Origin of the sequence: Ureaplasma ceti (assembly GCF_040369755.1) — a bacterium.
Lineage (GTDB): Bacteria > Bacillota_I > Bacilli_A > Mycoplasmatales > Mycoplasmoidaceae > Ureaplasma > Ureaplasma ceti.
Genome location: NZ_BAABQM010000006.1, coordinates 1 through 13,925, shown reverse-complemented (window position 1 = coordinate 13,925; position 13,925 = coordinate 1). Strand labels below are relative to the sequence as shown.

11 protein-coding genes and 2 pseudogenes are annotated in these 13,925 nt (G+C 31.8%); 7 read left to right on the top strand and 6 right to left on the bottom strand.

The features are described from left to right. Positions 1–144 precede the first annotated feature (144 nt). From ABWU82_RS03545 to ABWU82_RS03655, 3 genes and pseudogenes are all read right to left on the bottom strand, one after another. The gene (locus ABWU82_RS03545) at positions 145–915 is read right to left on the bottom strand and encodes a hypothetical protein (RefSeq protein ID WP_353290125.1); all 771 of its coding nucleotides are present in this window, start codon (positions 913–915) and stop codon (positions 145–147) included. Between the two features lie 294 nt (positions 916–1,209). Further along, positions 1,210–1,272, bottom strand: a pseudogene (locus ABWU82_RS03640) (hypothetical protein); the annotation flags it as partial. Between the two features lie 120 nt (positions 1,273–1,392). Next, positions 1,393–2,628, bottom strand: a complete 1,236-nt coding sequence (locus ABWU82_RS03655) for a DnaJ domain-containing protein (RefSeq protein ID WP_478212875.1) — start codon at positions 2,626–2,628, stop codon at positions 1,393–1,395. 121 nt (positions 2,629–2,749) lie between these two features. On the opposite strand from ABWU82_RS03655, the gene pepF reads away from it, so the two are divergent. Then, positions 2,750–4,579, top strand: coding sequence for an oligoendopeptidase F (gene pepF, locus ABWU82_RS03530; RefSeq protein WP_353290124.1), 1,830 nt, complete (start codon positions 2,750–2,752; stop codon positions 4,577–4,579). A gap of 49 nt (positions 4,580–4,628) precedes the next feature. Here the strand turns inward: pepF and ABWU82_RS03525 are convergent, their stop codons facing one another. Together ABWU82_RS03525 and rnhC are read right to left on the bottom strand one after the other, a co-directional pair. After that, positions 4,629–6,416 (bottom strand): hypothetical protein, encoded by a 1,788-nt coding sequence (locus ABWU82_RS03525; protein ID WP_353290123.1) that lies wholly within the window; start codon positions 6,414–6,416, stop codon positions 4,629–4,631. 31 nt (positions 6,417–6,447) lie between these two features. After that, positions 6,448–7,413: a ribonuclease HIII gene (rnhC, locus tag ABWU82_RS03520; RefSeq protein ID WP_353290122.1), complete on the bottom strand. Its 966-nt coding sequence runs from the start codon at positions 7,411–7,413 to the stop codon at positions 6,448–6,450. Between the two features lie 76 nt (positions 7,414–7,489). Between rnhC and ABWU82_RS03515 the strand changes: the two genes are divergently transcribed. Together ABWU82_RS03515 and ABWU82_RS03510 are read left to right on the top strand one after the other, a co-directional pair. After that, positions 7,490–7,795: a DivIVA domain-containing protein gene (locus ABWU82_RS03515; RefSeq protein WP_353290121.1), complete on the top strand. Its 306-nt coding sequence runs from the start codon at positions 7,490–7,492 to the stop codon at positions 7,793–7,795. Positions 7,796–7,803: 8 nt separating this feature from the next. After that, positions 7,804–8,172 carry a 4'-phosphopantetheinyl transferase superfamily protein gene (locus ABWU82_RS03510; RefSeq protein WP_353290120.1) on the top strand — a complete coding sequence of 123 codons (369 nt, stop codon included), beginning with the start codon at positions 7,804–7,806 and terminating at the stop codon, positions 8,170–8,172. 45 nt (positions 8,173–8,217) lie between these two features. On the opposite strand, the gene ABWU82_RS03505 is transcribed toward ABWU82_RS03510, so the two are convergent. After that, positions 8,218–8,487: an ATP-binding protein gene (locus tag ABWU82_RS03505; RefSeq protein ID WP_353290119.1), complete on the bottom strand. Its 270-nt coding sequence runs from the start codon at positions 8,485–8,487 to the stop codon at positions 8,218–8,220. A 59-nt stretch (positions 8,488–8,546) separates the two neighbouring features. On the opposite strand from ABWU82_RS03505, the gene ABWU82_RS03500 reads away from it, so the two are divergent. The 4 genes and pseudogenes from ABWU82_RS03500 to ABWU82_RS03485 all read left to right on the top strand — a co-directional run. Beyond that, entirely contained in the window at positions 8,547–9,212 is a 666-nt protein-coding gene (locus tag ABWU82_RS03500; RefSeq protein WP_353290118.1) for a hypothetical protein, read from the top strand. 512 nt (positions 9,213–9,724) lie between these two features. Beyond that, a complete protein-coding gene (locus tag ABWU82_RS03495) occupies positions 9,725–10,198 on the top strand; it encodes a hypothetical protein (RefSeq protein ID WP_353290117.1) in 474 nt (157 codons plus the stop codon). Between the two features lie 175 nt (positions 10,199–10,373). After that, entirely contained in the window at positions 10,374–11,063 is a 690-nt protein-coding gene (gene cmk, locus ABWU82_RS03490; RefSeq protein WP_353290116.1) for a (d)CMP kinase, read from the top strand. Positions 11,064–11,192: 129 nt separating this feature from the next. Next, positions 11,193–13,925: pseudogene (locus ABWU82_RS03485) on the top strand (hypothetical protein); the annotation flags it as partial.

The following is a 13,925-nucleotide window of genomic DNA, read 5'->3' as shown; positions in this document are numbered from 1 at the left end:
TTTTTTAGTATTAGTTTCAAATAATTGAAAATAATAAAGTCATTCACTTCATTTTAGGTGTCTAGACATATAAAAAGACACTCCTTTCTTTTTAAGGAGTGTCCCATTTTTATTTCCCTCTGTAATGATTGAAGGTGGATTTTTTTAGTGGGCAATTATGCCAATAATAATAGCGACTAAAACAACAATCACGCCAAAGATGATTCCGACTCAACCTTTACCTTTACTCATTAAAGAAGATTGTCTGTCTCCTGCTTGACTTCTCCGAATTCTAACTATGTATTCGTTGAAGTTGCTAACGCCTAAATCTGATGCTTTAGTTACACCCCGGTACAAATTGTTCATTAAGTAGAAGTTGAAGAAGTATCAGTTTTTTTGTGGCACTTCAAATTGACTTTGGTGCTCTTTAAAATAACGTTGTGAAACCAAATAGGCGTGACTCGTTCTGTCTTTGCCTTGATATTTATAAATAATGTTGAGTAGCGATTGACCTAAATCTGTATATAAGTTGTAACCAGTATAAAATTTAGTTCAGTCGAAACTTTTATATTTTTTTCACACTCAGTCGATGGCAACTTTGGGTTTGTACACTCAGTTAATTTCTTCTGGCATAAAGACTTGAGGTTTGGTTAACCAGTGTTCTGTGCCTTGACTGGCTCTTAAAGATAAGTTATGAATTAAATTTAAAAATAATTCTTGGATTGCAAATTTAAACGTTTCTTGGTCTAAAAAAGCGTCTGGACTCAATAACATTAATTGGGTATAAATTTTGTACTTCTCTTTCATTCAATCATCGAGTAATTTTTCTGTATCACCAAATTTTCAAGCCATATCGGAAGAAAAGACTCAGAAAAATTCGTTTAGTCAACGTGTTAAATTATTAGAGGCTTGGAAAAATTTAACTAATTGTGCCATATCGGTTTCTTCGACACAACTAATATAACTACCATCAACATCTGGATTATATTTAAAGAAAGTGTCTTTAGGGGCTTGACCGAAACTTTTGTATTCATCAGAAAAATCATGATTTTTCTGATAATCATTAGTAGTGTGTGAATTAGAAGATCCACTATAGTAACCACTATTGTAATAACTGTTGGTTTGGTTATAACTGTAGCTATTAGTATGTTCTCGTTGGACTTGATAATTATCGTAGACTGACTTAAGGTTATCGTCACTAAGAATTTCGTAAGCCTTTCTAACTTCTTTAAATTTTTCTAAAGCCTCTGGCGCTTTATTTTTATCTGGGTGATACTTTTTGGCAAGCGCTAAATAAGCGGCTTTAATTTCGTGCTAAGTCGCAGAACGAGTGATGCCTAAAATCTGGTAATAATCTTTTGTGTAGTCAATATCTTTTAAATCAGCCATAATGTCTCCTTATAAATTCGCGGTTTAAAGTCTGCCTGAAATTCAAGCTCAAATTAACACTCCAATGCCGACCACTACTCCAATTCAGAATAATCCCTTTAAAATAGAAAAAATGATGGATGCAGTGCTTTCAGCGTTATCAACGACAGTGGCACGCTTTTCGTCACGACTTAATTGTTTTTGCGCCTTTATGTAGTCCTTGTAAGATACACAACGTCAAGCCAAAGCTACATCAATTTCGCTGTAAAGTTTGTTTAATGTATGAAAACAAAAAAATTCAAATAAATAACTCGGCAAGGTGTATTCTTTTCTGGTTTGACTAAAAGTTAATTCCATGTAGCTGAAAAATTCATTTAGAGCAGTTTTAGTCTTTTTCAAACTAGTTATTTTTTGAAAAAATTCATTTCAAGTTGTTTCGTAATGAGGACTTTGATAAAACAAACTCTTTTTGTAATAAGCCAAGTTATGATAAATGTTTTGTTCTGGGACTTGTGGTCAGTATACCGCATTAATTTCTTCGGTTAAAAAGATATCTCAGTCTCGACCTTCTAAGTTTAAGTACTCATCAGAGTCTAAACGATTTAATGTAATGTTGTTTGTTAAATTGAGTAAGATTTCAGAAATGGTAACCACAAAATCTTCAATTGCTAATGGTGTTAAACGGTTTTGTGAACAGAAAGTCAAATACAAGACATATTTACGAGAATACCATCACTCAATGACTAAAGTGTCATCTATGTTATTTAAAGCATTGAACTTAGAAGTTTTAATTCATTGCAATTCGTTTAACCATAAAGCTAAGGTATTACTCTTTTGGAAGAAAAGAATCAAATTATCAATCCAGTGCTGTTGAGCTGTAGCAAAATAAGTGCCTTCATCTTCGTCAAAATAATTATATTCAAAGTACACATCTAAAGGTTCGCTAGTGGTATACCAGTATTCGTCATCAGAATCTTCTTCTGCATAATAAGACTGCTGATTAGATGTTTGGGTTTGAGTATAAGTTTTTTGGTTTGCGGTGTTTTGTTTATTTTGGTATTGATCGTATTGTTGTCTTAAATTAACATCACTTAAAATTTCGTAAGCTTCTCTGACTTCTTTGAAGAGTTCTGCCGCGTTAGGAGCTTTATTTCTGTCAGGGTGATATTTTTTAGCCAATGTTAAATAAGCTCTTTTGATTTCTTCAGAAGAGCTCGTTTGTTTTACCCCTAAAATTGCATAATAATCTTTAGAAAAGTTACGGTTATTGTAGTCTGTCATAAAAAAGTGAGAATAAAAAAATCGGTTTGAACTCCTTTTATTTTATACTAGCTTCTCTAAGTGGTTAAATAAAACCTTATATAATTAATATTAGTTTTATCCAGATAAGAAAGGTACAACTATGACAGAAAAAGAACTTGCTCAATATACTTGAGATATTGATGATTTATTACAAGGTAAAACCTTAGAAGAACTATATGCAGACTGAAACCAACAAAAAGATGCATTGATGGCAATGTATCCTCACATTTTTGACAGTCTAAGTAACTTCAAAGCTTGAATGTTAGATAATGAAGAATTTGAAAAAATCTCAAACAGATTATTTAACTACTTATCAAACAACATGAACGAAGATTTAGCTAATCCGAAATGAATTTCATGAAGTCAAAAATTAAGTAATGACTTAGTGTCTTACAACCAATTAATGTCTGACTACAATAACTTAGTCATCGAACATGAAGACTTTGTTAAACAAGCTTTACAAGATCCTGAATTACAAGAATACCAAAGAGAATTTGACTTAATTCTTAGAGTTAAACCTCATGTTTTAAGTAAAGAAAGTGAATTATTATTAGCAACAGTTACTAGAGCAGATGATGGCTTTGAAGACATTTACTCAAGTTTAACTGACAATGATTTGAAATTTAAAAATGCCCAAAACGCAAACGGAGACGCTGTAACTTTAGCAACTCAAGCAGACATTTTTAAAAATTTAAAATCTAAAGATAGAGAATTAAGAAGAACTTCATGATTAAGTTTTCACGAAGCGTTTTATGACATGAGAAACACTTTAACTAAAGCGTTATACTACAACTACTTAATGTTAAACACAAACGCTAAAGCCAGAAAATTTAACGATTACATCGCTAGAACGGCTTTTGGTGACGAAATTCCTGTGTCTTTCATTGAACACGTGTATAAAGAAGTTAAAAAATACAAACCATTAATTGCAAAATACCAAGAAGCAAGAAATGAATACTTAAAGAAATTAATTAATGTTGACGAAATCAAACCGTGAGATACACGTTTAGATTTAGTGAAAAAAGAAGTGAAATTTAGCTTAGAAGAAGTAAAAGCTGAAGCTTTAAACGCTTTAAGTATTTTAGGTGATGAATACAAATCACACATTCAAAGAGCGTTTGATGAAAGATGAGTATCTTTCTTGCCAAACCCAAATAAACAAACCGGAGCTTACTCAATTGGTGGCACTAAAGGGTTAAACAAATACTACATTTCAATGAACTATGACGAAACTATTCAATCAATTTATACATTAGTTCATGAATTAGGCCACTCAATGAACAGTTACTACTACGGTCAAAAACAAAAAATTTACCAAGAAACTTCAATCTTCTACGCAGAAATTTCATCAATTAACAACGAAATGTTGTTAAACCACTACTTATTAAACAAATACAAAGACGATCCAGAAATGAAATTAATGATTTTAGACGAAATGATTTCTGGTTTCATCGCTACTACAAGTAGACAAGTTATTTTCAGTAACTTTGAATGAGTTGCTAACGAATGAGTAAACCAAGGTTTACCATTCACTTACGAAAACATTGAAAAGACTTACTATGATTTAATGAGTGAATACTTACCAACTAAGAAAACTTTCGAAGAAACTATGAGCTCTGAAAGTAAATATGGTTTAGTCACTCCGTTAAGAATTAGCCACTTCTTCGTAGGCAACTTCTATGTTTACAAATATGCTATCGGTCAAGTTGCAGCAATTATTGCGGCTGACAGAGTTATTAAAAATGAACCAGGCGCTAAAGATAGATTATTTAACTTCTTATCAAGTGGGGATTCATTAAGTCCATTAGACACAATTAAATTATTAAATGTGGACTTAGAACAATCTCAACCATGAGAAGAAGCTGGTCAAATCTTAAGTTCATGAATTGAAGAATTCGTAGCCGTAAAAAACGAATTAATGAACAAATAATTCTAAGAATAGATAAACAAAAACCCAGTGGTGACTGGGTTTTTGTTTTCTAAATACTGATAGTTAATTCGTATTGATCATTAATCAATTGGAAGAAGAGTTGAGTGTTATAAAGATCTAACACCACCCCAAAGATATTATCAGCATAACATTTTTGCAAGAACTCTTTCACGTAATTTAATCCCGCTTGGGCTTCTTGTTTGGTTACTAGTTTTAAGTAAACGTCGTTATCTAATGTTGATTTATACTTCATGTTGAAGTAACTAATATCATTGTTAGCGATTTGGAAACCACGGTTTTTTAAAGCAGTACTAATTACTTCAATTTCGTGCACTGGTTGTGTATTTAATTCCGCCACACTTAAAGTATTATCTAGTGTTGCTTGTTTCTTTAACTTATTTTCTAAATCCCTTAAAGTTAAAAGGTTTAAATCAAAATCTTTAATTTTAAAGTAAATAGAGTTACCTTGGTAAGTAATAAAGTTACGGTTCATAATTTCTTCTAATTTGAAGATTTTAAAGTTATCGTTTTCTAATACTTCCTCTGATAAAACACCATAAATGGTAATATCTCTAAACATGTTAATGTAGCAATTGTAATCAATTCCGCTAAACATGCATAGACAGAATAAATCCACAAAGTAGTTTTCGGAAACTTTGTCTAAAGCGACATCTTGTCTAGACTTACCCACGAATTTTTTTAAGGTTAATAACGCTTGCATAAACTCTTCATTATTGTTAGATTTATCGATAAATTTATACAATGCGTTTACAAAGTAAGGATGGTTTCTTAATAAATTATGTGGTTCAATACCGGTAATTAACTTGACTTGACTCATAATATAGTTTGTCATAATACGGATGTTAGAACCGTTTTTATAAGCATCTAAATTAACAATCTTGCTCTTACCTAATGGAAACAAGTTTTTGAAAATTCGAACATCATCAATATATTTTACGTTAGTTAAACAAAAGAAAACGTTATTGTTTAAAGAGTTTAAAATCTTGATAGATTTGATGATGCTTACATAATCATCGGAGTTAGGATCAATGTCGGTGTAAAAGAACGTGTAGTCATCAGAAATAACAAACTTATTCTTCATCATTAATTTTGTTCACCATGAAGAATTTTTATAACGTTCGCCATGATCATCTAACACAAAGTATTTTTGAATGAGTTTTTGTAAGTTATCGTTAACGTTGGACCATTTATATTCTTTTCTGTTTTGAGTTAAATTAATAATTAAACCGATTACTGATGAAACGGCGCCTAAAACAATTAATAAGATAGAAAAGGTTAGCATTCCAATGTAGAATGAGGTTCCTAAGGCACCTACACGGTGTCCAGCATCGTTCACAGTACCGTTAACGATTGCGTCTTGTCTATATAACAAAGTAGATAATAAAGGTAAACCTAACGCTAGCCCTAATGACGAAATAGTGTTAATTAACGGTCATAATAAGGTTTTAGTCCGTGTATTTTCATCCTTGCTGTAAGGTTGATATTCCCGTATTTTATTTTTGACGTAATTTGTATGTAATTTAGTAAAGAGTTTGTTGAATCAGTTTTTCTTTTTAATAAACTGTAAATTCTCCTCTTTGGTGTTTGCGATTAAAGTAGACTTAATGTCTTCTGCTAACTCTCTTTTGGTACCAGGAGCTGGTGCCGTTCATTCAGCGGTTTTAATGTTTTCTTGATTTAAGTCTTTAATTTCGTTCATGTATTGCAAGGCTTTATCTTCTGATAAACCTTGAATCGCAATTACCCGTTTGTTTTTACTACTAATTTGTTTGGATAAACGTTCTAATGCAAATTCATTGCAATTGTAATAAGTCATTATTACCTCCTTTTACGATAAGTAATTATGGCTAAAATTTGCCAGTATTTTTAAAGTGCAGTTTCACGTATTGGTTTAAAGCGCTAGAACCTAAATGTTCTTTTACATAAATAGCGGTTGCTTTAACCTTCTCATTTCAAGCGCCTAACGGTACTGGATAATTTAACTGTTGAGATAAGTATTCAATTTGTTTTAAGAAAACATATCTAGCAATAATTGATCCAGCAGCCACAGATAAAAAATAACTTTCAGCTTTAGTTAAAAATAAATCAATTTTAATTTCAGTTTTTCTGTGTAGTTGTCTTAAATATTTTTCGTAATTAGTACGCGAAGCGTATTCATCTAAAATTACATAACAGTCTTCGCGTGACACAGACTTTAATAATGAAGCTAAAGCTTCATTGTGCATAAAGGTTTTAATTACATGAGTGTTTTGCAACTGATTGAATAATTGGTTGTACATCGCTGGATGAATTTCTTTAACATCGTATTGAACAATTTTCATCAGTTTAGGAGCGATTTCTAAAATTTTAGTATCAGTAAGTTTTTTAGAATCGTTAACCCCTAGGTCTTTAAGTTTATTTAAGTCAGAGTGTTTAACTAAACACGCACAGACAACTAGTCCGCCAAAATAATCTCCAACACCAACTTCATCACTACCAACTTCATATTGGTATTCTTCAAATAAAGCGGTTTCATTGTTTATGTATTTATTAACAGAATGAATAGTTTTATTTTTAACGTTAGAATAGGCTGGTGCTTCTTTGGTAGATTTTTGGGATTGATTATAATATTCACTAAAAAAAGTTTGCATAATAAAATCGGCATCTTTGCCTTGCACCACACATTTATGCGAATTATAAATGGTAATGACACTACCATTAAAAATATAACATTTGTGGATGTAGACTGAAGTTGCTGGTTTTTCGTGAGCCATCAAAAGCTTATGAATTCTTTCAATGTCTTTTAAATTAATTTTAAAACTGTAAACATTCATATAATTATTATATTTACATATATAAAAAACGGAAGTCTGTTTCCAAAACATCGGACTTCACTAAGGTTCAAAAACAATGTCACATCATGATTTAAATAACTTTCAAGAAGAATGATTGAAAGAAGAAACTCAAAAAATTGAAGACTGAAAAGTAAGAAAAATTCAAAAAAAATATCCTGGTTATTCACCTAGAGAAGTCGATGAATTTTTAGACGTTATCTTAAAAAATTACGATGGTTTATTACAAGAATATCGGGTACTGTGAGAAACTAATTGTGCTTTAAAAGAACAAAATATGAAATTTTTTAATGAGATTCAAGAATATAAACACAAAACTTTAACTTTAACAAAATATTTAGAATTAGAAAAGATGAAAAAATAATGATAAGAATGGATTACTGACCAACGGGTCACGGTATCGATATTGTTGATCTGAACCGTAACGAATTTAACGATTTAGAATTCTCTAAACGTTATATGACACCAGCAGAATATGAATACGGTAAAACACATTTTGCTGATAATGACTTAGCGCGTCGCAATTATAATGCTGCAATTTGAAGTTTAAAAGAGGCGATTATTAAAGCCACTAATCATGAAGTAATTTTTTCTAAAATTGAAATTAAATTAACGAGCGAAGCACCACAATGTCAATTAGAAAATTTTCATTTATTGTTGTCGTTAAGTTTTGAAAGAACAATGATTATTGCAAGTGCCATTGCTTATAAAATTGACAATTTTTCAAATAAAAAGGCATAAAAAAGGACCTGAAATTCACAACGAATTTCAAGTCTTTTTTATTGATTAGTCATCACCGTCATCTTGGTGAATTTTTTCGTAATCTAAAGATTTAATATCTAAAGATTTAGCCATATCGTATCATTCTTTTAGAGAATCGATGGTGATGCATTGTGTTGGGCAAACTAAGCAACATGCACCACATGAAATGCATTTTTCATCAGCAAATGCAATTCCGTCTTCTTCTCTAACTTTAATTGCATCGACTGGACAAACACTGGCACAAGCATCACAAGCGATGCAATCTTTGCCGTTAACTACTGCTCTCGTTCCCACAGGTCTACACCTTTCGTTAAAGAAATGTATCTTTTAATTATAATATATTTATAAAATTTATGGCGAACTGAAATTATAGAAAAAAGAAACAAGAAAGTTACCGTAATAAAATTAACGAAGTAACTTGAAATGGCTGAAATTCCTTAGGTCTACCTAAGGAACTTTCATCTGCCCTTAGTCGGTTCTTGCCTAAAATTGAAAGTCAATTAAAAAATCATAAATATCGTATTCCGGTTGCTAAAAACTTTCACCACGATAAAAATGTTATTAACTTACTATATAATCTGAACACTTTGTCTGAAGAAGTACAAAATCAAAAACAAACTATTAGTACGAACTTGTCTGAATTAAATAATATCTTAGATATTGAATTACCCAACTGACTAATTATCTCTCCAGACGAATATAATGTCGGCTTTTGCGTAAACGAAACATATCTAAAAGATTTTGATGTATATCCGTTAATTTTGTTAATTAGACAAAATATCGATTTTTGACAACATTTATCTTATACGAATATCAATACTGAAGATTCGCCTGAAGAATCTAGCAGTTTGTTTAAATGACGCTTAAACCAACAGTTTCAAGGCTCTCGCGTTTTAGAACAAAACGTATCTGTTCCTAAAATTAGAGAAAATAAATGAGTACCTTGGCTGATCATTTCTTTAGGTTCTATTTTTTTAATCAGTATCATTATTGCTTTTATTATGGTTTTTGTGAAATAAGAAAAGGATGTTTTTTCAAAGTACATTTTCTTATTAAAGAAAAGTTTAAATACAGATATAGTTAAAACTCGTTTTTTAACTATTTTTTTTAATACTTAATAAATAAATTTAATTAACATAAAAGACGTCTCCATTTTTAGAGACGTCAATTTATTTCAAATAAATTAGCTAATACGTTTATTTTTTTCAAAGAATATTAATTTGTTTATTTGAAATATTTATTGCTTATTTTTTTACACTACAGTTACTAATTGTTTTCTACGACATTCTTTTTTGATTCATTTTTAAAAATTCTTTTATATCTAGCTTTAGTTTTTTTATGAGCTAATGGTGAAAATTTTTGAAAAGCATTTAAATAATGATTCATTACTTGATAACTTAGATTAAATCTTTTGACAATTTCAGAATATTTAAAAAAATGAACATGAGTTAATAACGTTTTATTCTGTCTAGATAACTTTAAATCTTTTATAAAGTTAATATATTCGTGAATTAACAATTCAACAGTATTTTTGTTGATTTTGTTTGATGGTTCATGATTAACATTGCCATGTTGTAAAAAAGTGTCAGGACTAGAAGTTTCTAACTTTGTGACTAATAATGTGGGCGATAATCCAAGTAATTTAGTAACTAACGGTACTAAAAATGTAGATTTCTATTTAAATAAAATTCATAGTGTAGATTCTTTAAAGAAATCATCTCTAAAAGGTATTATTTTTGATATTAACTTTAACGGATATACTGGTCAAAGCTATAGCGGAACAAGTAAAAATACAGCATTATGACGTCAACTATGAGAAATTAGTTCTGATTTAACAACACATATTAACGGTACTTATAATAAAGATTTATACAACATACAAGATGCGTGAACTAACTCAATCTTAGCTAGATCAATTTCTTGAACAAGATTGTTACATATTACACCATTTAGAAAAGTGGGTGTGAGTGCCATATCTAGCAACTATATTGAAAATCTTAAATAATTTTTGACAATAATTTAAACACTAAAAATCAGGTTTAGCAAGTTAGCTAAAAAACCTGATTTTTTAATATATCAAATTATTAAAATAATGATTTACACAAGAAATCAACTATCGTATTGAAAAACCTTATCGTTTAACCTATAATAATATAAATAAAATTTTGAAAGGTTAAATTATGAAATATTTTAATATTGCTGTTGATGGTCCTGCAGGTAGCGGAAAATCATCTGTCTCAAAAGAATTTGCAAGAAGAAATCCTGACTTTGTTTACATTAATACAGGAGCAATGTTTAGAACTTACGCCCTTTATTTATTAAACAAAGGTGTCGATTTTAAGGATGAAATGTCAATTCAACAAGAATTACCAAACATTAACGTCAAATTAGTTGGCGAAGAAGTATATATGGTAACGGCTGCTGGTGAACAAGACGTCACTGATACAATCAAAACTCCAGACGTAGCTAAAGCAGCTTCAGCGATTGCAAATCTAGCTTGTGTTAGAAGCAAGTTATTACTTGACCAAAGAGCGATCGCTGACAATAACAATGTCATCATGGATGGCAGAGATATTGGCACAGTGGTTTTACCGAACGCACAATTAAAAATTTATTTATTAGCCTCTTCAAGAGAAAGAGCTTTAAGACGGCTAAAAGAATTAGAAATCCTTAAACCTAACCAAACTTTTTCATTAGACATTATTGAAAAAGAAATTAATGAAAGAGATTACCAAGATATGCACCGTGCAATTGCTCCGCTAAAAAAAGCGGACGATGCAATTGAGTTAGACACTAACGGTATGACCGTCTCAACATGCTGTGATGCAATCGAAAAATTATATCAAGGTGTAATTTCAATAAACAAATAGTCGATTACTTTTACATAACAGCACAATTATTTTGAAATGTTAAATTTTAGAAATAATTGTGTTCTTTACTACTTGCAACCATAAATAACTCAACTAGCAATATTAAATATTTCTAAATTGAAAAGGAATATGGTAAAAAAAGTATTACAAAAAGCTTTGATTACTGCTGCGGTAGCAACAACAACCACCGGGGTTGTAGCTCCCATCGTGTACTATTCTATTAAAGACCAAAATAGTGCAAAAGTGCGTAAACAAGCCCATACAACATCTCAATTAATTGATCAATTGAAACAAAGTATTTCAAGTCAAAATCAAAAGATTGAAATTTTAGAGGGTCAAAGAAAAGAACTATTAGATAAGATTGCACAAAACCAAAGCAACATCAATAGTTTAAAAAATATTATTAAGAATTTAGAAACTTACCAAAATAATTTAAAGCAATCTAACCAAGAATTTCAAAACAAGATTAATGAATTAAAGAAAGAATTAGCACAAGCGTTAGCTAAAAATGCTAAGTTAGAAGCATTAAACCAAAAGATTACTCAATTAAAGAATGAATTATCTAACGCTTTAAAAACTCAAGAAATCAATAATTCAAACAGAATTTTAGGTCAAGCCGAAGGGATAGCACAAGCTGTTAGCCCTGCTTTGAACTCAACTAATGCAAAAATGAGAAAAGCAGCTAACGAAGCCCAAACTGCTGCTCAAAAAGCAAAGACACTGGCTGAAACTGCTAAAAAACAAGCCGAATCACCTAACGACAGAATAGCGGCTCAACAAACTCAAGCAGAAGCTGAACAAGCTTTAAAACAAGCGCAAGCTGCTGCACAAAAATTAACTAAATTACAAGCACAAGCTGCTGCAAAAAAAGCAGCTCAAGCTGTTCAGGTAGAAGCGAATGCCAACCAAGTTATTGGTGAAACAAAAGCGATTAAACCTACTATTGCTAAATTAGTTAATTCAAAAAATCCAAATGTACAAAAATTAGCTTCTGATGCAGAACAACAAATTCAAATTGCTCAACAAGCTGCTGCAAAAGCGATTGCTTCTGCAAAGAATAACGATTTAAAGTCAGCTCAAGCTAGTTCAATTGCTGCACAAAAAGCTGAAGCTAAAGCTCAAGCATTAGCTCAACAAGCAATCAACGCACAAAACGTTGCAAACAAAAAAGCGAGTCTAGAAAATGGAAGCAATATTGCTAACGCCAAAAATCAAGCACAACAAACAATTGGTCAAGCTAACGGTATTATTGATAAAGTTGCTTCTGCAACAAAATCAAAAGATCCAACTGTTAAAAATGCTGCACAAGCTGCTCAAACTTCTGCTAACCAAGCAAAAACTGATGCACAAAACGCAATCAAAGCTACTCAATCTGGAGATCTTAAAAAGGCTCATGCAGATCAAGTGGCTGCAAATAAAGCATTAGGAGAAGCGCAAGCAGAAGCTAAAAAAACAACTGATGCACAAGCTAAAATTGCTGCTGAAAACGCAAGTCAAGCTGTAAAAACAACTGCAGAAGCAAACCAAATCATTGGTAAAGCTGAATCAACAACTAATACTGTAAGTCCATTAGCAAAATCAGCTGATAAATCGATTTCTGAACCGGCTAAAGAAGCGGCTCAACAAGCATCAGCTGCTCAAACTGCTGCTAACCAAGCAATCGCAGATGCTAAAACTAATAATTTATCTGGTGCCCAAAAAGTGTTAGCAACTGCTCAAAAAGCTGAAGCCAAAGCTCAAGCATTAGCTCAACAAGCTATTAAAGCACAAAATGCTGCAAACAAAAAAGCTAACTCACAAGCTGCAGCTTCAGCTGCTCAACAAGCACAAAAAACAATTGGTGAAGCTGATGGAATTAACAGTTCAGTAGCTTCTGCTGCAAATGAACCAACAGATTCAGCAGCACATAAAGCTGCAGTTGCTGCTCAACAAGCAGCTGATAATGCAAAAACTGATGCACAAAACGCAATCAAAGCCGCTCAAGCCGGAAACATTAAAAAAGCTCAAGCAGATCAAACTGCTGCAAATAAAGCATTAGAAACTGCTAAAGCAGAAGCTAAAAAAGCAACTGATGCACAAGCTCAAATTGCAAGTGATAAAGCAAAAACTGCAGTCCAAACCTCTGCAGCAGCAAACCAAGTAATTGGTCAAGCTAACTCAACAGAAAACAGTGTTGATAAATTAGCAAAATCAAGCAATTCAGCAATTTCAACACCTGCAAAACAAGCTCAAAAAGATGCTCAAGAAGCACAAACTGCTGCTCAAAAAGCAATTGATGATGTTAAAGCAGATAAATTAGCAGATGCTCAAAAAGCATTAACAAAAGCTCAAGGCTTACAAAAACAAGCTCAAGCTTCTGCTCAACAAGCCATCGATGCACAAAATGCTGCAAATAAAGCAGCCAATACAGCTAATGGTGAAGCAATCGCTAATGCGGAAAATAAAGCTCAACAAACTCAAGTTACAGCTAATGGAATTAGCAAAGCAATGGGTGACATTGCAAACTCAAAAACTGCATCAGAAAAAACAAAAGCAGATGCACAAGCTGCTCAAAAATTAGCTGATAGTGCTGCACAAGCCGCGCAAGCTGCAGCTTCAGCTGCTCAACAAGGTGATTTAAAGACTGCACAAGCTGACCAAAAGAAAGCTGATGAAGCTTTAAGTCAAGCTCAACAAGCTGCTGATAAAGTAACTCAAGACGAAGCACAAACTTCTGCAAACAACGCAAGTCAAGCAGTAAAAATTGCTGCAGCAGCAAACCAAGTAATTGGTCAAGCCAACTCAACAAATTCAGCGATGACTCCATTTACAACTAATAAAGTTGAAAATCTAGATCCAGCTGCTAAAACATTAGCAAGCAAC